This window comes from Pseudomonas sp. BT76 TE3572 (assembly GCF_050435365.1).
Lineage (GTDB): Bacteria > Pseudomonadota > Gammaproteobacteria > Pseudomonadales > Pseudomonadaceae > Aquipseudomonas > Aquipseudomonas fluorescens_W.
The window spans coordinates 6,669,056-6,690,229 of sequence record NZ_JBNDKE010000001.1 but is presented as its reverse complement, the minus strand read 5'-3'; the positions used below and the strand labels follow the sequence as shown (position 1 = coordinate 6,690,229).

At 60.4% G+C, this 21,174-nt stretch carries 22 protein-coding genes; 19 read left to right on the top strand and 3 right to left on the bottom strand.

Annotated features, from left to right (window positions below):
* Positions 1-53: 53 nt before the first annotated feature.
* Positions 54-1,619 (top strand): methyl-accepting chemotaxis protein, encoded by a 1,566-nt coding sequence (locus tag ABH912_RS30550; protein WP_008157303.1) that lies wholly within the window; start codon positions 54-56, stop codon positions 1,617-1,619.
* Positions 1,620-1,846: 227 nt separating this feature from the next.
* Here ABH912_RS30550 and ABH912_RS30545 read toward each other — a convergent pair whose 3' ends face one another.
* The gene (locus ABH912_RS30545; RefSeq protein ID WP_429512566.1) at positions 1,847-2,539 is read right to left on the bottom strand and encodes an alpha/beta family hydrolase; all 693 of its coding nucleotides are present in this window, start codon (positions 2,537-2,539) and stop codon (positions 1,847-1,849) included.
* 109 nt (positions 2,540-2,648) lie between these two features.
* Between ABH912_RS30545 and ccoN (ABH912_RS30540) the strand changes: the two genes are divergently transcribed.
* The 18 genes from ccoN (ABH912_RS30540) (at position 2,649) to ABH912_RS30455 (ending at position 19,200) form a co-directional block, all read left to right on the top strand.
* Complete coding sequence (gene ccoN, locus ABH912_RS30540; protein WP_008157299.1) at positions 2,649-4,073, top strand: cytochrome-c oxidase, cbb3-type subunit I; 1,425 nt, start codon at positions 2,649-2,651, stop codon at positions 4,071-4,073.
* 10 nt (positions 4,074-4,083) lie between these two features.
* Positions 4,084-4,692, top strand: coding sequence for a cytochrome-c oxidase, cbb3-type subunit II (gene ccoO / locus ABH912_RS30535; RefSeq protein WP_008157297.1), 609 nt, complete (start codon positions 4,084-4,086; stop codon positions 4,690-4,692).
* 15 nt (positions 4,693-4,707) lie between these two features.
* On the top strand, positions 4,708-4,908 hold the full coding sequence (locus ABH912_RS30530; RefSeq protein ID WP_197281724.1) for a cbb3-type cytochrome oxidase subunit 3: 201 nt from the start codon (positions 4,708-4,710) through the stop codon (positions 4,906-4,908).
* The gene (ccoP, locus tag ABH912_RS30525; RefSeq protein WP_429512563.1) at positions 4,905-5,858 is read left to right on the top strand and encodes a cytochrome-c oxidase, cbb3-type subunit III; all 954 of its coding nucleotides are present in this window, start codon (positions 4,905-4,907) and stop codon (positions 5,856-5,858) included. Before ABH912_RS30530 ends, ccoP (ABH912_RS30525) begins: the two co-directional genes overlap by 4 nt.
* 483 nt (positions 5,859-6,341) lie before the next feature.
* Entirely contained in the window at positions 6,342-7,784 is a 1,443-nt protein-coding gene (gene ccoN, locus ABH912_RS30520; protein WP_008157290.1) for a cytochrome-c oxidase, cbb3-type subunit I, read from the top strand.
* Positions 7,784-8,392, top strand: coding sequence for a cytochrome-c oxidase, cbb3-type subunit II (gene ccoO / locus ABH912_RS30515; RefSeq protein WP_018925301.1), 609 nt, complete (start codon positions 7,784-7,786; stop codon positions 8,390-8,392). The genes ccoN (ABH912_RS30520) and ccoO (ABH912_RS30515) overlap by 1 nt, the downstream gene beginning before the upstream one ends.
* A 5-nt stretch (positions 8,393-8,397) precedes the next feature.
* The gene (locus ABH912_RS30510) at positions 8,398-8,583 is read left to right on the top strand and encodes a CcoQ/FixQ family Cbb3-type cytochrome c oxidase assembly chaperone (RefSeq protein WP_003175465.1); all 186 of its coding nucleotides are present in this window, start codon (positions 8,398-8,400) and stop codon (positions 8,581-8,583) included.
* Positions 8,580-9,563, top strand: a complete 984-nt coding sequence (gene ccoP / locus ABH912_RS30505) for a cytochrome-c oxidase, cbb3-type subunit III (RefSeq protein ID WP_033055650.1) — start codon at positions 8,580-8,582, stop codon at positions 9,561-9,563. Before ABH912_RS30510 ends, ccoP (ABH912_RS30505) begins: the two co-directional genes overlap by 4 nt.
* A gap of 184 nt (positions 9,564-9,747) precedes the next feature.
* Positions 9,748-10,002 (top strand): type II toxin-antitoxin system Phd/YefM family antitoxin, encoded by a 255-nt coding sequence (locus tag ABH912_RS30500; protein WP_033055887.1) that lies wholly within the window; start codon positions 9,748-9,750, stop codon positions 10,000-10,002.
* Positions 10,002-10,412 (top strand): type II toxin-antitoxin system VapC family toxin, encoded by a 411-nt coding sequence (locus ABH912_RS30495; RefSeq protein ID WP_033055651.1) that lies wholly within the window; start codon positions 10,002-10,004, stop codon positions 10,410-10,412. Before ABH912_RS30500 ends, ABH912_RS30495 begins: the two co-directional genes overlap by 1 nt.
* Positions 10,413-10,617: 205 nt before the next feature.
* Positions 10,618-12,030, top strand: coding sequence for a cytochrome c oxidase accessory protein CcoG (gene ccoG, locus ABH912_RS30490; RefSeq protein WP_033055652.1), 1,413 nt, complete (start codon positions 10,618-10,620; stop codon positions 12,028-12,030).
* Between the two features lie 11 nt (positions 12,031-12,041).
* Entirely contained in the window at positions 12,042-12,581 is a 540-nt protein-coding gene (locus tag ABH912_RS30485; protein ID WP_429512560.1) for a FixH family protein, read from the top strand.
* Between the two features lie 173 nt (positions 12,582-12,754).
* The gene (locus tag ABH912_RS30480) at positions 12,755-15,205 is read left to right on the top strand and encodes a heavy metal translocating P-type ATPase (RefSeq protein ID WP_429512559.1); all 2,451 of its coding nucleotides are present in this window, start codon (positions 12,755-12,757) and stop codon (positions 15,203-15,205) included.
* 22 nt (positions 15,206-15,227) lie between these two features.
* The gene (ccoS, locus tag ABH912_RS30475; RefSeq protein WP_429512557.1) at positions 15,228-15,446 is read left to right on the top strand and encodes a cbb3-type cytochrome oxidase assembly protein CcoS; all 219 of its coding nucleotides are present in this window, start codon (positions 15,228-15,230) and stop codon (positions 15,444-15,446) included.
* Entirely contained in the window at positions 15,439-16,122 is a 684-nt protein-coding gene (locus tag ABH912_RS30470) for a sulfite exporter TauE/SafE family protein (protein ID WP_033055657.1), read from the top strand. The genes ccoS and ABH912_RS30470 overlap by 8 nt, the downstream gene beginning before the upstream one ends.
* A gap of 202 nt (positions 16,123-16,324) precedes the next feature.
* Positions 16,325-17,707, top strand: coding sequence for an oxygen-independent coproporphyrinogen III oxidase (gene hemN, locus ABH912_RS30465; protein ID WP_429513179.1), 1,383 nt, complete (start codon positions 16,325-16,327; stop codon positions 17,705-17,707).
* A gap of 130 nt (positions 17,708-17,837) precedes the next feature.
* Complete coding sequence (gene fnr / locus ABH912_RS30460; protein ID WP_033055658.1) at positions 17,838-18,572, top strand: fumarate/nitrate reduction transcriptional regulator Fnr; 735 nt, start codon at positions 17,838-17,840, stop codon at positions 18,570-18,572.
* A 79-nt stretch (positions 18,573-18,651) separates the two neighbouring features.
* Positions 18,652-19,200, top strand: a complete 549-nt coding sequence (locus ABH912_RS30455; protein ID WP_008146813.1) for an adenine phosphoribosyltransferase — start codon at positions 18,652-18,654, stop codon at positions 19,198-19,200.
* A gap of 47 nt (positions 19,201-19,247) precedes the next feature.
* On the opposite strand, the gene ABH912_RS30450 is transcribed toward ABH912_RS30455, so the two are convergent.
* Positions 19,248-20,396, bottom strand: a complete 1,149-nt coding sequence (locus ABH912_RS30450) for an acyl-CoA dehydrogenase family protein (RefSeq protein WP_429512555.1) — start codon at positions 20,394-20,396, stop codon at positions 19,248-19,250.
* Between the two features lie 173 nt (positions 20,397-20,569).
* Positions 20,570-21,172, bottom strand: a complete 603-nt coding sequence (gene recR, locus ABH912_RS30445; RefSeq protein ID WP_046047871.1) for a recombination mediator RecR — start codon at positions 21,170-21,172, stop codon at positions 20,570-20,572.
* Positions 21,173-21,174: the final 2 nt, after the last annotated feature.

Here is a 21,174-nt window from a genome sequence, read left to right as displayed (position 1 = left end):
TAAATGGCTGACGATGCCGACAACCCGTCAAAGCCTTGCGGATTGAAAAAGCCATGCGTAACAACCAGCCTATTACACAACGCGAACGGACCTTCCCGGCTCAGCAACGGTTGATTTCCACCACCGATGCCAAGGGCGTGATCACCTACTGCAACGACGCCTTCGTTGAAATCAGTGGGTTCTCTCGAGAGGAACTGATCCGTGCACCGCACAACCTGGTCCGTCACCCTGACGTCCCTGCCGCGGTGTTCGCGCACATGTGGGGCACACTGAAACAAGGCTTGCCATGGATGGGCATTGTCAAGAATCGCTGCAAGACCGGTGATCACTACTGGGTTAACGCCTATGTCACGCCGGTTTTCGAAGGCAATCAGGTGGTCGGTTACGAATCGGTGCGGGTCAAACCCACCGCCGAGCAGATCCGCCGTGCCGAAGCGCTCTATCAACGCATCAACCAGGGCAAGTCGGCGATTCCTTCGACGGACAAATGGCTGCCGGTGCTGCAGGACTGGCTGCCATTCATTCTCGTCAGCCAGCTGAGCTTCATGATCGGTGCGTCGCTCAATTCCCAATGGGGTTTTGCGTTGGCCGCCGGCCTGTCGGTGCCATTGGGCCTGTTGGGGCTGAGCTGGCAACAGCGTGGTCTCAAGCGTCTGCTGCACCTGGCCGGGCAGACCACTTCCGACCCGCTGATCGCGCAGATGTACACCGACAGCCGCGGCGCCCAGGCGCGTCTGGAGATGTCGATCCTCAGCCAGGAAGCCCGCCTGAAAACCTGCCTGACCCGCCTGCAGGACACCGCCGAGCACCTGAGCGACCAAGCGAAACAGTCCGACACCCTGGCGCATAGCAGCTCCACTGGTCTGGAACGCCAACGTGTCGAAACCGAGCAAGTGGCCACCGCTGTCAATCAGATGGCCGCCACCACTCAGGAAGTCGCCAGCCACGTGCAGCGCACGGCCGATGCAACTCAGGAAGCCAATCGCCTGACCGGTCGCGGCCGCGACATCGCTGGGGAAACCCGCGAAGCCATCCAGCGCCTGTCGGTGGTGGTCGGTGAAACCGGCCTGACCGTGACTCAACTGGCCAAGGACAGCGACGAAATCGGTGGCGTGGTCGATGTGATCAAAGGCATCGCTGACCAGACCAACTTGCTGGCGTTGAACGCGGCAATCGAAGCCGCTCGTGCCGGCGAGATGGGGCGTGGCTTTGCGGTGGTGGCTGACGAAGTCCGTCAACTGGCGCAACGCACCAGCGAATCCACCGGGCAGATCCACGCGTTGATCGCCAAGCTCCAGCAAACCGCCAGCACAGCGGTGCAAACCATGGAAGCCGGGCATCGCCAGGCCGAAGAAGGTGTGGCGCGGGTACTGGAAGCGGACCAGGCACTGGTGGGGATCAGTGAAGCGGTGGCCAACATTACCGACATGACCACCCAGATCGCTGCGGCGACTGAAGAGCAAAGTGCTGTCGCCGAAGAGATCAGCCGCAACATCAGCAACATCTCGCACCTGGCGGATCAGACGTCGGAACAGGCGCAACACTCGGCGTTGTTGAGTGAAGAACTGACGAAGACAGCGAATACTCAGTATTCGTTGGTGGAGCGGTTTAACCGCTGATTGTTGCTAGAAGCTGATACTCGGAGTGTGAGGGTGGATAGGGTTTGAGATTTGTATCGTCTTGAAAATCCAACCCAACCCTCTCCCCACAGGGGAGAGGGAGAAAGGGAGCCGATCCTTGTCGTTTCCGGAGCCTGAGTTCGACTCGATATTTCAGGTCGATGTAGCTCGAATAAACACATCGGTCAGTCCCCTCTCCCTACGGGCGGTCCGACGTTTCGGGAGGGTTAGGGTGAGGGCTGGCCCTGAAGGAACGCAGCCACTCGACTTGCCGTCACAGCCAAATGCTGCTCATGGCTAAACCCCGAAGCCTTCAACGGCTTCAAATCATGATCCCCCGCGACCAGCCAGAACACCTCGATACTCGGTGCCAACGTGTAAGCCTCGACCGCTTCACGATTGCCCAATGCATCCCGCTCGCCCTGAACAATCAAAGTCCGGGTCTTGAGCTCAGCCAAATGCTCGACCCGAGGTTTCTCCGGCTTCCCTACCGCATAAAACGGATACCCGAGGCACACCAACGCATCGGCCTCCAGTTCATCCGCCAAAAGACTGGCCATCCGCCCACCCATGGACTTGCCGCCGATAGCCAGACGCCCAGTGACATGGCGTCGCACCACCGCATACACCTCACGCCAGCACTCGAGCAGTTTCGGGGCCGGGTTCGGTGGACGCTTGCCACCATCGATGCGCCGTTGCGCCATGTACGGAAACTCGAAGCGCAGCACGTTGATCCCAGATGCAGCAAGGCGTGCAGCCATGTCGTTCATCCAGCCGCTGTCCATCGGCGCACCGGCGCCATGAGCCAGAATCAACGTCGCCGATGCCGGCGTTGAGGCGGCATTCCACAACCATCCGTGATCCCGCACACACCGCGCCCATTGATCCCCGTCAATACTGGCCTTGTGCTCTTTGTCCATGCTTGCCTCGCTTTTAGTCTGCCTATAACTCCAGGCGAAGGGAGCGTCTGCCATGCGGCTTACTCGCAAAGACAGGCCTTCACTTCGGCTGAACCGTGGATGGGGAACCATGAACACTTCTATCAGTACCGCCTACAACTACAAGGTGGTCCGCCAATTCGCCATTATGACGGTGGTGTGGGGCATCGTCGGCATGGGGCTCGGGGTTTTTCTCGCGGCTCAATTGGTCTGGCCCGAACTCAACTTCAATCTGCCGTGGACCAGTTTCGGGCGCCTGCGCCCGTTGCACACCAACGCAGTGATCTTCGCCTTCGGCGGTTGCGCCCTGTTCGCCAGTTCGTTCTATTCGGTGCAACGCACCTGCCAAACCCGATTGTTCGCGCCGAAAATCGCCGCGTTCTGCTTCTGGGGCTGGCAGCTTGTGATTCTCTTGGCCGCCATCAGCCTGCCGCTGGGTTACACCAGCTCCAAGGAATACGCCGAACTGGAATGGCCGATCGACATCCTGATCACCATCGTCTGGGTCGCTTACGCCGTGGTGTTCTTCGGCACGATCATGCAGCGCAAGACCAAGCACATCTACGTCGGCAACTGGTTCTTCGGTGGGTTCATCATCACCGTGGCGATTCTGCACATCGTCAACAACCTTGAGCTGCCGGTGAGTTTCACCAAGTCCTACTCGGTGTACGCCGGTGCGACCGATGCCATGGTGCAGTGGTGGTACGGGCACAACGCCGTCGGCTTTTTCCTCACCGCCGGCTTCCTCGGGATGATGTACTACTTCGTGCCGAAACAGGCCGAGCGTCCGGTGTATTCCTATCGCCTGTCGATCGTGCACTTCTGGGCGCTGATCACCCTGTACATCTGGGCCGGTCCGCACCACTTGCACTACACCGCGCTGCCGGACTGGGCACAGTCGCTGGGCATGGTGATGTCGCTGATCCTGCTGGCACCGAGCTGGGGCGGGATGATCAACGGGATGATGACGCTTTCGGGCGCCTGGCATAAGTTGCGCAGCGACCCGATCCTGCGCTTCCTCGTGGTCTCGCTGGCGTTCTACGGCATGTCGACCTTCGAAGGGCCGATGATGGCGATCAAAACGGTCAACGCCCTCTCCCACTACACCGACTGGACCATCGGCCACGTGCATGCCGGCGCCCTCGGTTGGGTAGCGATGATCTCCATTGGCGCGCTGTACCACATGATCCCGAAAATCTTCGGCCGCACGCAGATGCACAGCATCGGCCTGATCAACGCGCACTTCTGGCTCGCCACCATCGGCACCGTGCTGTACATCGCCTCGATGTGGGTCAACGGCATCGCCCAAGGCCTCATGTGGCGCGCTGTCAATGAAGACGGCACGCTGACCTACTCCTTCGTCGAAACCCTGGTGGCCAGCCACCCAGGCTTCGTCGTGCGCCTGGTAGGCGGTGCGATCTTCTTCAGCGGCATGTTGCTGATGGCCTACAACACCTGGCGCACCGTTCGGGCCTCGCAGCCTGCCGAAGTCGCCGCTGCTGCGCAGATCGCCTGAGGAGGCCGCCATGAAACACGAAACAATCGAGAAAAACGTCGGCCTGCTGATGCTGTTGATGGTGCTGGCCGTGAGCATTGGCGGTCTGACCCAGATCGTCCCGCTGTTCTTCCAGGACGTGACCAATAAACCGGTGGAAGGCATGAAGCCCTACACCGCGCTGCAACTGGAAGGTCGCGACATCTACATCCGCGAAGGCTGTGTCGGTTGCCATTCGCAGATGATCCGGCCGTTTCGCGCCGAGACCGAACGCTACGGCCACTACTCGGTGGCCGGTGAAAGCGTCTGGGATCACCCGTTCCTGTGGGGCTCGAAACGTACCGGCCCGGACCTGGCCCGGGTCGGCGGTCGCTACTCCGAAGACTGGCACCGCGCGCACTTGTACAACCCGCGCAACGTGGTGCCGGAATCGAAAATGCCCGGCTATCCGTGGCTGGTGGCCAATCAACTCGACAGCAGCCACACCGAAACCAAGATCAAGGCGATGCGCACCCTCGGCGTGCCGTACACCGACGACGACATCGCCGGCTCAGTCGCCTCGCTCAAGGGCAAGACCGAAATGGACGCCCTGGTCGCTTACCTGCAAGTGCTGGGCACGTCCATCAAGAGCAAGAGGTGAGCCATGCCCTTTGAAATATTAAGTGAAATGAGCAGTGGAATGATCCGCGGCCTGGGCACGGTCGTGGTGTTCGTGGCCTTCGTCGGCCTGACGCTGTGGGTGTTCAACGGCAAGCGCAATCCGGAATTCGCCGAAGCGCGTTTGCTGCCGTTCGCCGATGAACCGCTACCCGATGACGCCACCCAAGAACCTGAAACAAGGAGTACCCGGCCATGACCACCTTCTGGAGTACGTGGATCTGCGTACTGACCATCGGCAGCCTGATCGGCCTGACCTGGCTGCTGATCGGCACCCGCAAGGGCGAAACCAAGGGCAGCGTCGACCAGACCATGGGCCACAGCTTCGACGGCATCGAGGAGTACGACAACCCGCTGCCGCAGTGGTGGTTCATGCTGTTCGCCGGCACGCTGGTATTTGCCGTGGGCTATCTGGTGCTTTACCCCGGCCTGGGCAACTGGAAAGGCATCCTGCCGGGTTACGAGGACGGTTGGACCGGCGTCCACGAGTGGGAAAAGGAGATGAACAAGGCCGACGCGAAGTTCGGGCCGATCTTCGCCAAATTCGCGGCGATGCCCGTGGAAGAAGTGGCCCAGGACCCGCTAGCGTTGAAAATGGGCGGTCGCCTGTTTGCCTCCAATTGCGCGGTCTGCCACGGCTCGGATGCCAAGGGCGCCTTTGGCTTCCCCAACCTGGCAGACTCCAACTGGCGCTGGGGCGGCAACGCCGACACCATCAAAACCACGATCATGGGCGGTCGCATGGCCGCGATGCCGGCCTGGGGTGAGATCCTTGGTGATGCTGGCGTGAAAAACGTCGCGGCTTATGTGCGCCATGACCTGGCCGGCCTGCCGTTGCCTGCCGACAGCGGTACCGACCTGCACGCCGGACAGCAAGCGTTCAGCACGATGTGCGTAGCCTGTCATGGGGCAAACGGCCAGGGCACTGAAGCCATGGGTGCGCCGAATCTGACGCAACCGGCCGGTTTTATCTACGGAACAAGCCTGGCGCAACTGCAACAGACTATTCGTCATGGCCGCCAGGGCCATATGCCAGCGCAGAACGAACTGCTCGGCAACGACAAGGTGCAACTGCTGGCCGCTTACGTTTACAGCCTGTCTCATGGGCTGAGCACCGAGCGTTTGCAGGCTGAAGGCAAACACGAATAAATCTCGACCGCTCTGCTGCCGCATTCTCCCGGATGCGGCAGTTCCCTGCCCCTTTGCGACCAAGTGTCGCACCCCTCCGTTGGTCCTCCTTTCGGTTCCCCGGATTCGGGTCTAAGCTTCCCCCGATGCGGACTGGCATGAGCCGGTTCCAGGTCGACCCAACCCGATGTGTTCGACGAATCTGCTCGATGACAGGCCGCAAAGGCTGGTAGATACCGGCTGTCGTGCCAATTGCCATCTGTCACCCGATCGTTGTGTTTGAACACACCCCGTTACATCCGACCTGACCCCCTCACCATTTTCGTCTGCTGCGACATTTTGCCCTTGGGCAATTTTGTCCCTACGCGGCGCATGGAAAGGCCGCAGAATCAGCTTTTGAAAGCATTGACCCAGGTCATGGCGCGTTGCAATGACCCCCCGCTTTCTCCATACTTGCGGCCGATTTTTACTCCTAATAAAACACCCAAACCGTGGAACCTTAGAATGAGCACAGCAATCAGTCCGACTGCTTATAACTATAAGGTAGTCCGCCAGTTCGCCATCATGACGGTGGTCTGGGGGATCCTTGGCATGGGGCTTGGTGTCTTCATCGCCTCACAGCTTGTATGGCCGGAATTGAACTTCGGTCTGCCGTGGACGACTTTTGGACGCTTACGCCCGTTGCACACCAACCTGGTGATTTTCGCCTTCGGTGGTTGTGCTCTGTTTGCCACTTCTTATTACGTCGTGCAGCGAACCTGCCAAACGCGACTGATTTCCGACAGCCTCGCCGCCTTCACCTTCTGGGGTTGGCAAGCGGTGATCGTCGGCGCGATCGTTACCTTGCCGCTGGGTTACACCACCACCAAGGAATACGCGGAACTGGAATGGCCCCTGGCTATTTTGCTGGCCATCGTCTGGGTTACTTACGGTCTGGTGTTCTTCGGCACCATCACCAAGCGCAAGACCAAGCACATCTATGTGGGTAACTGGTTCTACGGTGCCTTCATCGTTGTGACGGCGATGCTGCACATCGTCAACCACGCGTCCCTGCCGGTCAGCTTCTTCAAGTCCTACTCGGCCTACGCCGGTGCGACTGATGCGATGATCCAGTGGTGGTATGGCCACAACGCGGTCGGTTTCTTCCTGACCACCGGCTTCCTGGGGATGATGTACTACTTCGTTCCGAAGCAGGCCGAGCGTCCGATCTACTCCTATCGTCTGTCGATCGTGCACTTCTGGGCGCTGATCACCCTGTACATCTGGGCCGGTCCGCACCACCTGCACTACACCGCTTTGCCGGACTGGGCTCAGTCGCTGGGCATGGCGATGTCGATCATCCTGCTGGCACCAAGCTGGGGCGGCATGATCAATGGCATGATGACCCTGTCGGGCGCCTGGCATAAGCTGCGCACCGACCCGATCCTGCGCTTCCTCGTTGTGTCCCTGGCCTTCTACGGCATGTCGACCTTCGAAGGCCCGATGATGGCCATCAAGACCGTCAACTCGCTGTCTCACTACACAGACTGGACCATCGGCCACGTACACGCCGGTGCCTTGGGCTGGGTAGCGATGATCTCGATCGGCGCCATCTACCACATGATCCCGAAACTGTTCGGTCGTGTGCAGATGCACAGCATCGGCCTGATCAACACGCACTTCTGGCTCGCGACCATCGGTACCGTTCTGTACATCGCTTCGATGTGGGTCAACGGCATCACCCAGGGTCTGATGTGGCGCGCAATCAACGACGACGGCACCCTCACCTACTCGTTCGTTGAAGCGTTGCAAGCCAGCCACCCTGGTTTCATCGTTCGCGCCCTCGGCGGTGCGTTCTTCGCCAGCGGCATGCTGTTCATGGCCTACAACGTATGGCGTACCGTACGTGCCTCGAACCCGGCAGAAGCCAAAGCTGCTGAACAGATTGCTGTAGTTGGAGCTCACTGATGAAGCATGAAGCAGTCGAGAAGAACATTGGCCTGCTGGCCTTCTTCATGGTTATCGCCGTCAGCATCGGCGGCCTGACCCAGATCGTTCCGCTGTTTTTCCAGGACGTCACCAACAAGCCGGTCGAAGGCATGAAGCCTCGCACCGCCCTTGAACTGGAAGGCCGCGACATCTACATCGCCAACGGTTGTGTCGGCTGCCACTCGCAGATGATCCGCCCGTTCCGTGCTGAAACCGAACGTTACGGCCACTACTCGGTCGCCGGTGAAAGCGTCTGGGACCACCCGTTCCTGTGGGGTTCCAAGCGTACCGGTCCGGACCTGGCCCGTGTTGGCGGTCGTTATTCCGATGACTGGCAGCGTGCGCATTTGTACAACCCGCGCAACGTAGTGCCTGAGTCGAAAATGCCGGCCTACCCGTTCCTCGTGGAAAACAAGCTCGACGGCAAAGACACCGCCAAGAAAATGGAAGTCTTGCGCACGCTCGGCGTCCCTTACACCGACGAAGACATCGCCGGCGCCAAGGATGCTGTGAAGGGCAAAACCGAAATGGACGCGCTGGTGGCCTATCTGCAAGGCCTGGGCACCATCATCAAAAGCAAACGGTGATTTAGATGGATATCGGGATGATTCGTGGCCTGGGCACCGTTGTTGTGATGGTGGCCTTCATCGGTCTGGCGTTGTGGGTGTTCAGCCCCAAGCGCAAGTCGGAGTTTGAAGACGCGACCTTGCTGCCTTTCGCGGATGATCCCGAAGCCATCAAGCACGTCGAGCAAGCTTCTAGGAGTAACAAAGAATGACTACGTTCTGGAGTCTGTACGTCACAGTCCTCAGTCTCGGCACGATCTTCGCCCTGACCTGGCTGCTGCTGTCCACCCGCAAGGGCCAGCGCAGCGAAGCCACCGAAGAAACGGTTGGCCACTCCTTCGACGGGATCGAGGAGTACGACAACCCACTGCCAAAATGGTGGTTCATGTTGTTCGTGGGCACCATCATCTTCGCCTTGGGCTACCTGGTGCTGTACCCGGGTCTGGGCAACTGGAAAGGTTTGCTGCCAGGTTACAACTACTTGGATAACGAGAAGCAGACCGCGTTCGCCAACGGCCAGAGCGGCTGGACTGGCGTTCACGAGTGGGAAAAGGAAATGGCCAAGTCGGACGCCAAGTTCGGCCCGATCTTCGCCAAGTTCGCTTCCATGCCAATCGAAGAAGTCGCCAAGGACCCGCAAGCCCTGAAGATGGGTGGCCGCCTGTTCGCCTCCAACTGCTCGGTCTGCCACGGTTCCGATGCCAAGGGCGCCTATGGTTTCCCTAACCTGACCGACGCCGACTGGCGCTGGGGCGGCGAAGCGCAAACCATCAAGACCACCATCATGGGCGGTCGTCACGCTGTGATGCCGGCCTGGGCAGAAGTGATCGGCGAGCAAGGCGTTGCGAACGTTGCCGCGTTCGTACTGACCAACCTCGATGGCCGCAAACTGCCGGAAGGCACCAAGGCTGATCCGGTAGCCGGCCAGAAGCTGTTCGCCGCCAACTGCGCGGTGTGCCACGGTCCGGAAGGCAAAGGCACGCCAGCGATGGGCGCGCCTAACCTGACCCACCCGGCAGCGTTCATCTACGGTTCGAGCTTCGCTCAACTGCAGCAGACCATCCGTTACGGCCGTCAGGGCCAGATGCCTGCGCAAGAACAGCTGCAAGGCAACGACAAGGTTCACCTGCTGGCCGCTTACGTCTACAGCCTTTCTCACGGTGAGAAAGCGCCAGTGGCGGACGCCCAGTAAGGCCAACGCTTGAAGCAACAAAAAACGGCCCCGCCAATGTGAATTGGCGGGGCCGTTTTGGTTTCGGACGCTGATGGCCTGCGCTGCAGCGACCAACGGTAGCCCACTGCGCGCCCGCCGAGATTGCGCGTCAACCTGTCGAGTAGTAACGTTTCTACAATGTATTTTCAGGAGGGCATCCATGATGGCCATCACCACCATTTCCAGCCGTGAATTCAATCAGGACACAAGTAGTGCCAAAAAAGCCACGCGCCAGGGCCCGGTTATCATCACCGACCGTGGCAAGCCGGCTCACGTACTGCTAAGCATTGAGGACTACCAAAAACTGACCGGCATCAACGCCAGCATTGTCGACCTGTTGGTGATGCCAGAAGCGGCAGACATCGAGTTCGAAACCGAGCGTGCCGTGATCATTCATCGACCCGTGGACCTGTCCTGATGTTTCTACTCGACACCAACGTGATTTCTGAACTGCGCAAACCCCAGGCTGATGCAAACGTCGTCGCCTGGGCCAAAAGTGTTATCGCGCCACGTATGTTTATTTCGGCCATTACCTTGAAGGAACTGGAGACAGGGGTTCTTCGAATGGAGCGTCGTGATCCCGCTCAGGGGAAGGTATTACGAACCTGGCTGAAGCGACACGTCATACCGGCCTTCGACGCCAGAATCTTGCCGGTCGATGCCGCCGTGGCGCTACGGTGTGCCAGTTTGCATGTTCCGGACCGTGCCAACGAAGGCGACGCCCTGATCGCAGCGACCGCGCTGGTTCATGGCCTCACAGTCGTCACCCGCAACATCAGCGATTTTCAATCCAGCGGCGTTGCACTGATCAATCCATGGGACGAATGAGTTCGTCGCCCTCAAAAACCATCCATAATTCACAAGTCAATTGATTCAAGTCATTACACCGTCAGTTGAATTCCACCAACGTGACCAAAGGTCGCACCCTTGACCTAGAGCTACAGGCGTATCATTGCGCCACTGCAACACCTCTTTTTGACCGCGGTCGGCATGTACTGACCGAGGCATTTTTCCACTGCCGTGGGATGCAATGATGAGCAATCAGATTCCGGTACACGACGTCACCCCTGCCAAGAACGCGAACAACAGCGTCGACCTCTACGCCTCTCGAGAAAAAATCTACACCCGTGCCTTCACCGGCCTGTTCCGCAACCTGCGGATGATGGGCGGTGCCGGGCTGTTTCTGCTGTATTTCGGTACGGTCTGGCTGAGCTGGGGTGGCCATCAGGCCGTCTGGTGGAACCTGCCGGAACGTAAGTTCTTCATCTTTGGCGCAACCTTCTGGCCTCAGGACTTCATCCTGCTCTCGGGGATTCTGATCGTCAGTGCCTTCGGCCTGTTCTTCATTACCGTGTACGCCGGGCGGGTCTGGTGCGGCTATACCTGCCCACAGAGTGTCTGGACCTGGATTTTCATGTGGTGCGAAAAGGTCACCGAAGGCGACCGCAACCAGCGCATCAAGCTCGACAAAGCGCCGATGAGCGCCAACAAGTTCCTGCGTAAATTCAGCAAACACACGATGTGGCTGTTGATCGGCTTCGTGACCGGCATGACCTTCGTCGGTTACTTCTCGCCGATCCGCGAACTGACCATCGACTTTTTCACCGGCGAAGCCGATGGCTGGTCGTATTTCTGGGTCGGTTTCTTCACCCTCGCCACCTACGGCAATGCCGGTTGGTTGCGCGAGCAGGTGTGCATTTACATGTGCCCGTATGCGCGCTTCCAGAGCGTGATGTTCGACAAAGACACCCTGATCGTTTCCTACGACCCGCGCCGGGGTGAAAGCCGCGGCCCGCGCAAGAAAGGCGTCGACTACAAGGCCATGGGCCTGGGCGATTGCATCGACTGCACCATGTGCGTCCAGGTCTGCCCGACCGGCATCGACATCCGCGACGGCCTGCAAGTCGAATGCATCGGCTGTGCGGCCTGCATCGATGCCTGCGACAGCATCATGGACAAGATGGATTACCCGCGCGGCCTGATCAGCTACACCACCGAGCACAACCTGTCCGGGCAAAAAACCAATAAACTGCGCCCGCGCCTGATCGGCTATGCCACGGTGCTGCTGGCGATGATCGCTTTGCTGATGACCGCCTTCTTCATGCGTTCGCTGGTCGGTTTCGACGTCAGCAAGGACCGCGTGCTGTACCGCGAGAACGCCGAAGGCCGGATCGAAAACGTCTACAGCCTGAAGATCATGAACAAGGATCAGCGCGACCACACCTACGTGCTCGAAGCCGCTGGCCTGCCGGACCTCAAGCTGCAAGGCAAGCGCGAGATCAAGGTCGCCGCCGGGGAGATTTTCAGCCAGCCGGTCGAACTGTCCAGCGCACCGGAGAAACTGCCATCGAGCACCAACGAGGTGAAATTCATCCTCAAGGATGCCGATGACGACAGCGTCCACATTGAAGCCAAGAGCCGGTTCATCGGCCCACAAGTTCGTTGAGAGAAGTGATCATGCCCGCAGCAAATGCCGCAAGTCCCTGGTACAAGCACCTTTGGCCGTGGATCATCATCGCCATCCTGGCGTGTTCCGTGACCCTGACCTTGTCCATGGTGACGATCGCGGTGAACAACCCGGACAATTTGGTCAACGACAACTATTACGAGGCCGGCAAAGGCATCAACCGCTCCCTCGACCGTGAATTGCTGGCGCAGACCCTGCTGATGCGCGCCAGCGTTCATCTGGACGACGTGACCGGCGAAGTCGACCTGCGCCTGAGCGGCAACAGCCAACCTAAAACCCTGGAACTGAACCTGATCTCGCCGACCCAGCCGGAGAAGGATCGCAAGATCACCCTGGCACGCAGCGAAACCGAACAGGGCCGCTACATTGGCCAGTTGAACGACAAGGTCGACGGTCGCCGCTTTGTAGAGCTGCTGGGCGTACAGGACGACAAGACCTGGCGCATGTTCGAAGAAGAACAGGTCAGCCATGACAAGGATCTGCTGCTGGGTGATGAACCGCTGCAAGGCGCCGAAGACCTGAAGAAGTAAACACTGCGAATGCGATCAAATGTGGCGAGGGAGCTTGCTCCCGCTGGGACGCGAAGCGGCCCAAAAAACTGCAAGCCGGCTCTTTCAGTCATAGCGCGTTCGCAGATTTACGACTGCTTCGCAGCCGAGCGGGAGCAAGCTCCCTCGCCACAATGGTTTTCATGGCAACACACATGACCACTCCACTCCCCTGCTACCACTGCGCCCTGCCCGTCCCGGCCGGCAGCCGCTTCACCGCTGCCGTCCTCGGTGAAACCCGCGAGTTCTGCTGCCCGGGTTGTCAGGCCGTGGCCGAAGCCATTGTGGCCGGTGGACTGGAAACCTATTACCAGCATCGTAGCGAGTCATCGGCCAACCCCGAAGCCTTGCCGGTGCAGTTGGTGGACGAACTGGCGCTATACGACCGCGCCGACGTGCAAGCTCCCTTCGTTCGCCACGAAGGCGAACTCGCCGAAACCACCCTGTTGATGGAAGGCATCAGCTGCGCCGCCTGCGGCTGGCTGATCGAGAAACACCTGCGTGGCTTGCCCGCAGTGGCCGAAGCGCGCCTGAACCTGTCCAACCATCGCCTGCACGTGCGCTGGGCCGATGCGCAACTGCCGCTGAGCCAGGTACTCAGCGAATTGCGCCACATCGGTTACGCCGCGCACCCCTATCAGGCCGACCGCGCCAGCGAACAACTGGCCAGCGAAAACCGCCTGGCCCTGCGTCAACTCGGCGTGGCCGGGTTGCTGTGGTTCCAGGCGATGATGGCAACCATGGCCACCTGGCCGGAATTCAACATCGACCTCAGCCCCGAGCTGCACACCATCCTGCGTTGGGTCGCGCTATTTCTCACCACCCCGATCGTGTTCTACAGCTGCGCGCCGTTCTTCAAAGGCGCCATGCGTGACTTGCGCACCCGACACCTGACCATGGACGTCTCGGTGTCGCTGGCGATTGGCAGCGCCTACATCGCCGGGATCTGGACCTCGATCACCGGCGTTGGTGAACTGTATTTCGATGCGGTCGGCATGTTCGCGCTGTTCCTGTTGGCCGGGCGTTATCTCGAACGTCGCGCCCGCGAACGCACCGCTGCCGCCACCGCACAGCTTGTAAACCTGCTGCCCGCCTCGTGCCTGCGCCTGAGTGCCGACGGCCAGAGTGAGCGGATTCTGCTCAGTGAACTGCGTTTAGGCGATCAGGTGCTGGTGCATCCCGGCGCGATCCTCCCGGCCGACGGCAAGATCCTCGACGGCCAGTCGAGCATCGACGAATCCCTGCTCACCGGCGAATACCTGCCGCAACCGCGCACGCCGGGCGATGCCGTCACCGCTGGCACCCTGAACGTCGAAGGTGCGCTGACCGTGGAAGTCCTTGCCCTCGGCCAGGACACCCGACTGTCCGCCATCGTCCGCCTGCTGGACCGTGCTCAGGCCGAGAAGCCGCGACTGGCTGAAATTGCCGACCGCGCCGCGCAATGGTTCCTGCTGCTGTCGCTGATTGCCGCTGCCGTCATCGGCCTGATCTGGTGGGAACTGGATTCGTCGCGAGCCTTCTGGATTGTGTTGGCGATGCTCGTTGCGACGTGCCCGTGCGCCTTGTCGCTGGCCACGCCGACCGCCCTCACCGCCGCCACCGGTACGCTGCACAAACTCGGTTTGCTGCTGACGCGCGGTCATGTGCTGGAAGGCCTGAACCAGATCGATACGGTGATTTTCGACAAGACCGGCACACTGACTGAAGGTCGCCTGGCCTTGCGTTCGATTCGCCCACTCGGCGCGCTGAACAGCGATCAATGCCTGAGCCTCGCCGCCGCCCTGGAAAACCGTTCCGAACACCCGATCGCCCGCGCGTTTGGCCGGGCGCCGCTGGCCGCCGAAGAAGTCCACAGCACGCCGGGACTCGGCCTCGAAGGCTCGGTCGGCGAGCAACGCCTGCGTATCGGCCAACCGGGTTTTGTCTGTGAGCTCAGTGGCGCTGCCGTGCCATCGATGCCGGATGAAGCTGGCCAATGGCTGTTGCTCGGCGACAGTCAGGGACCGTTGGCATGGTTTGTTCTCGATGACCGTTTGCGTGCTGACGCCCCCGCCCTGCTCGCCGCCTGCAAGGCTCGCGGTTGGCGCACGCTGCTGCTGTCCGGCGACAGTTCGCCGATGGTCGCCAGTGTCGCGGCGGAACTGGGCATCGATGAAGCCCGTGGCGGTTTGCGCCCGGACGACAAATTGCAGGTCCTGCAACAGCTGCACAAGGAAGGCCGCAAGGTGTTGATGCTCGGTGACGGGGTCAACGACGTGCCCGTACTGGCCGCCGCCGACATCAGCGTGGCCATGGGGTCGGCCACCGATCTGGCGAAAACCAGTGCCGATGCAGTGCTGCTGTCGAACCGTCTCGATGCATTGGTGCAAGCCTTCAGCCTGGCTCGACGCACCCGCCGGGTAATCATTGAGAACCTGCTGTGGGCCGGGCTGTACAATGGCCTCATGTTGCCGTTCGCCGCCCTCGGCTGGATCACTCCGGTATGGGCCGCGGTCGGTATGTCCATCAGTTCGTTGACCGTGGTGCTGAACGCCCTGCGCCTGACTCGCATGCCCAACACGCCTGCGGTCAGCGCCACGCCAGAAACCCGTCCGCTGCCGGCCTGAGCCGCGCGGGCATGGAGTCCAGATGCCAGCTCTCTACGTGATGATCCCGGCTGCGCTGCTGATCGTGGCCATCGCCATTTACATCTTCTTCTGGGCCGTCGACAGCGGTCAGTACGACGACCTCGACGGCCCGGCCCACAGCATCCTGTTCGACGACCAGGACCCGAACCACAAGGCTGCGGTCGACGAAGCCAGCGGTCATCCGGCCAAGCCGGACGACAAGGTGCCACCTCATGCTTGAGTTGGCGCCGCTGCTGGTGTCTGCGGTGATCCTCGGTCTGCTCGGTGGCGGCCATTGCCTGGGCATGTGCGGCGGCTTGATGGGTGCGTTGACCCTAGCGATTCCCAAGGAGCAACGCAGCCGGCGTTTTCGACTGCTGCTGGCCTACAACCTGGGGCGAATTCTCAGCTATGCAACGGCCGGCCTGCTGATCGGCCTGGCCGGTTGGGCGGTGGCCAACAGCCCGGCGGCGATGTTCATGCGCGTCATCGCCGGATTGTTGTTGGTCGCCATGGGCCTGTACCTCGCCGGTTGGTGGAGCGGCCTGACCCGCATCGAAAGCCTCGGTCGCGGCCTGTGGCGACACATCCAGCCGGTTGCCAACAAACTGCTGCCGGTGTCGAGCGTCCCCCGCGCGTTGCTGCTGGGCGCACTCTGGGGCTGGCTGCCGTGCGGGTTGGTTTACAGCACGTTGCTGTGGTCGGCGAGTCAGGGCAATGCGCTGGACAGTGCGCTTTTGATGCTCGCGTTCGGGCTCGGCACCTGGCCGGTGTTGCTCGCCACGGGGTTGGCGGCTGAGCGGGTCACGGCGTTGTTGCGCAAACGTAGCGTGCGGATGACGGGCGGATTACTGGTGATCCTGTTCGGCATCTGGACCTTGCCGGGGCCGCATCAGCATTGGCTCATGGGCCACTAGACCTGTGGCGAGGGAGCTTGCTCCCGCTGGACTGCGCAGCAGTCCCTCTTTTAGGTCCGCTTCGCGCCCCAGCGGGAGCAAGCTCCCTCGCCACAAAAAGCGGCACACCCGCTAACCACCGTTGACGCAAATCAAGATGCCCCACCCCGCCTCCCCCTAGACTCGCTGACACTGCCAGCCTATCCGGGGGAATGCCCGCATGATGCTCGACGCCATTCGTTGGGATACCGATCTGATCCGCCGTTACGACCTGGCGGGACCGCGCTACACCTCCTACCCGACCGCGGTGCAATTCGACGGTCAGGTCGGCACGTTCGACCTGTTTCACGCCCTGCGCGATAGCCGTAAAGCCCTGCGCCCGTTATCGCTGTATGTGCACGTGCCGTTCTGCGCGAACATTTGCTACTACTGCGCCTGCAATAAAGTCATCACCAAGGACCGCGGCCGGGCCCAGTCCTATTTGCAGCGCCTTGAGCAGGAAATCCAGCTGATCGCCTGCCACCTCGACCCCGCGCAGAAAGTCGAGCAACTGCATTTCGGCGGCGGCACCCCGACCTTTCTCAGTCACGATGAACTGCGCCAGTTGATGGCCCAGTTGCGCAAAAGCTTCAACTTGCTGGACGACGATTCCGGCGACTACGGCATCGAAATCGACCCTCGCGAAGCCGACTGGTCAACCATGGGCCTGCTCCGTGAACTGGGTTTCAACCGGGTCAGTATCGGCCTGCAAGACCTCGACCCGGCGGTGCAACGGGCAGTCAATCGCCTGCAAAGCCTGGAAGAAACCCGCGCGGTGATCGACGCCTCCCGCACGCTGCAGTTTCGCTCGATCAACATTGACCTGATCTACGGCCTGCCGAGGCAGACACCCGAGAATTTCGCCCGCACCGTCGATGAAGTCATCAACCTGCAACCGGACCGCCTCTCGGTGTTCAACTACGCGCACCTGCCGGAACGCTTCATGCCGCAACGGCGAATCAACAGCGACGAACTGCCGACCCCGGCGCAAAAACTGGAAATACTCCAGGGCACCATCGAGCAGCTGACCCAGGCCGGTTACCGCTACATCGGCATGGACCACTTCGCGCTGCCCGACGATGAACTGGCGATTGCCCAGGAAGAATCGACCCTGCAACGCAACTTCCAGGGCTACACCACCCACGGTCATTGCGACCTGATTGGCCTTGGCGTGTCGGCCATCAGTCAGATCGGCGACTTGTATTGCCAGAACAGCAGCGACCTGAATCAGTACCAGAACACGCTGGCCAGCGCGCAGCTGGCCACCAGCCGTGGTCTGCTATGCAACGCCGATGACCGCCTGCGACGTGCGGTCATCCAACAACTGATCTGTCATTTCAGCCTGGAATTCGCCGAGATCGAACACGCCTTCAACATCGACTTTCAGGGTTACTTCGGCGAACTTTGGCCACAGTTGCAGAGAATGGCCGAAGACGGCCTGATCGAACTTGATAACCAACGGATCACCGTACTGCCCGCCGGACGATTGCTGGTGCGTTCAGTGTGCATGGTGTTCGACGCGTACCTGGAACAGCACAATCGCCAGCGGTTTTCGCGGGTGATCTAGCTATTACCTCTCAGCCGGTCTACGAAACGCTGACTTTACGACCCTGCGACAAAATCGCCGCGTGCCTGAATGTCCTCCCGTGGGTTACCCTTACGGCTTATGTGTGTTTTTTCCCACAAGGATTGAAGAAATGTCCGAGCCAGTAAAGCTGCGCGCTCATAGTCAGGCCCATTGCAAGGATTGCAGCCTGGCCCCCCTCTGCTTGCCACTTTCTTTGAATCTGGAAGACATGGATGCGCTGGACGAAATCGTTAAACGTGGCCGCCCGCTGAAAAAGGGCGAATTCCTGTTCCGCCAGGGCGACACCTTCGATTCCGTTTATGCAGTACGCTCGGGTGCCCTGAAGACCTTCAGCCTGAGCGATGGCGGCGAAGAACAACTCACCGGATTCCACTTGCCGAGCGAACTGGTCGGCCTGTCGGGCATGGACACCGAAAAACACCCGGTCTCGGCGCAAGCCATGGAAACCACATCGGTGTGTGAAATCCCGTTCGAACGCCTCGACGAACTGGCGGTGCAACTGCCGCAACTGCGCCGTCAGTTGATGCGCGTGATGAGTCGAGAGATTCGCGACGATCAGCAAATGATGTTGCTGCTGTCGAAAAAAACCGCCGACGAGCGCATCGCCACGTTCCTGGTCAACCTGTCGGCCCGCTTCCGCGCCCGGGGTTTCTCGGCCAACCAGTTCCGCCTGAGCATGTCGCGCAACGAAATCGGCAATTACCTGGGCCTGGCGGTGGAAACCGTGTCCCGGGTGTTCACGCGTTTCCAGCAAAACGAACTGATCGCGGCTGAAGGCAAGGAAATCCATATCCTCGACCCAATTCAACTCTGCGCCCTGGCCGGCGGCTCGCTAGACGGCTGATTTCGGCGATGGTGGCTGAGCGAAACGGTTCAGCCGCCGTTATACTGCGTCGTTTGCAGCCTGCCAGGACACCTCGACGATGGTCTTCGACTCCTTCGACATCAAATCCCTCATCCGCCCTGTGATCGACTTTCCCAAGCCGGGCGTGATCTTCCGCGACATTACCCCATTGTTCCAGTCGCCCACGGCCCTGCGCCTGGTGATGGACAGCTTCGCCCACCGTTATGTCGAGGCTGACTTCACCCACATCGGTGCGATGGACGCGCGTGGTTTTCTGATCGGTTCGGTCCTGGCCTATCAGCTGAACAAGCCGCTGGTGCTGTTCCGCAAGCAAGGCAAACTGCCGGCCGACGTGCTGGCCGAGGGTTATGCGACTGAATACGGCGAAGCCTTCCTCGAAGTCCACGCCGACAGCCTGTGCGAGGGCGATTCGGTGGTGATGTTCGATGACTTGATCGCCACGGGCGGGACACTGATTGCAGCGGCGAACCTGGTTCGACGCATGGGCGCGCGGGTTCACGAAGCGGCGGCGATCATTGACTTGCCAGAATTGGGCGGGTCGCAGCGCTTGGAGGATATGGGGATTCCTACGTTCTGCCTGACGCAGTTTGCGTTGAGCGATAAGTAACCCCCTGACAGATCGTTCCCATGCTCCGCGTGGGAACGATCAACTCGTCACAGTCCCATCTGTTTGCTGATGATCTCGTTCATCACTTCCCGCGTCCCCCCTCCGATCGAAAGAATGCGGTTATCGCGGTACAGCCGCTCCACCAGGCTCTCACGCATGTAGCCGAGACCACCCAGAATCTGCACCGCATCCGTGGTGATCCGATCAGCCGTGTCAGTAGCAAAATTCTTGGCCATGGAAATCTCCTTGATCACACTCTGCCCCGCCGCCATTTTCGCCGCCTGTCGGTAGGTGAATTCCCGTGACACTTCCAGCGCCGTGGCCATTTCGGCAAGGCGATGCTTGAGCACCTGAAATTTGCCGATGGGTTTACCGAACGCTTCACGTTGGCGAGCCCATTTCAGGCTCTCTTCCAACGCCAGTTGCGCGGTCATGTTGGCCATTAGCGCCAGCGCCAGGCGCTCGCTCTGGAAATTACCCATGATGCAGGCGAAGCCCATGTTTTCGCCGCCAATCAGATTTCCTGACGGCACCCGACAATCGTCGAAGAACAGTTCGGCAGTGTCCGACGCCCACCAACCCATTTTCTTCAACTGACGACCGACGGTGAAACCAGGCGTGCCCTTCTCGATCAACAGCAGGCTGATGCCACCGAAACCCGGCGCACCGGTACGCACCGCGACAGTGTAGAAATCTGCGCGGACGCCACTGGTGATAAAGGTTTTGCTGCCGCTGACCCGGTAAAAGTCGCCGTCACGCACGGCGCGGGTTTGCAGGTTGGCGACGTCGGAGCCGCCGCTGGGCTCGGTCACGGCAAGGGCGCTGATCTTCTCGCCGGCGAGCACCTGAGGCACAACACGATCGCGGACCTCAGGCCTGGCCCACTTGAGTATCGGCGGCAGCCCGATGTCCAGCGAGCCGAGCCCCGCCACCAGACCGCCGGAGCCACAACGCATCAGCTCTTCGCTGGCGGCGACCTTGGCGAACAGATCACCTTCGTGACTGCCACCCAAGGCTTCGGGATAACCGATCCCCAGAATCCCCGCCGCACCAGCCTTGAGGTAGAGCTCGCGGGGAAAGCTTTCGGCTTCTTCCCACTGGTCGATGTCCGGCAAGATCTCGCGCTCGACGAAACGTCTGACGCTGTCGCGGACCAATTGGTGGCTGGGGTCGAAGTATTCCTGAAAGGCAGGCATCGGCGAACTCCACTGAAGGTTCAGCGAAGTTAACCGAGCGCTTGCTTGGTTTTCAATAGAATTGTTTAGTCAGTTAAACCGAGGCGCCTGCTTCGCGGGCAAGCCTCGCTCCTACAGGTAATACGTTACACCTGTAGGAGCGAGGCTTGCCCGCGAAGGGACCTGTTCAGACACTACAAAACAATCGGCTTACGCCCGGCAAACGAATGCGCCAACGTCCCGCCATCCACCAATTCCAGCTCGCCACCCAATGGCACGCCGTGGGCAATGCGCGAGGCGATCAGGCCTTTATTGCTGAGCAACTGGGCAATGTAATGCGCTGTCGCCTCACCTTCCACGGTCGGGTTGGTCGCGAGAATGACTTCGGTGAACGTGCCCGCCTCTTCGATCCGCGCCAGCAGTTGCGGAATACCGATGGCTTCCGGGCCGAGTCCGTCGAGTGGCGACAGATGGCCCTTGAGCACGAAGTAGCGACCACGGAAACCGGTCTGCTCCACCGCGTAGACGTCCATCGGCCCTTCCACCACGCAGAGCAAGGTGTCGTCGCGACGGGTATCGGCGCATTGCGGGCAGAGGTCGTCTTCGGTCAGCGTGCGACACAACCGACAGTGACCCACCCCTTCCATGGCCTGGCTCAGTGCCAGGGCCAGTCGCGAGCCGCCGCTGCGATCACGCTCGAGCAGCTGCAACGCCATGCGTTGGGCAGTTTTCTGACCCACACCTGGCAAAATTCGCAGGGCGTCGATCAGTTGGCGAATCAAAGGGCTGAAGCTCATGG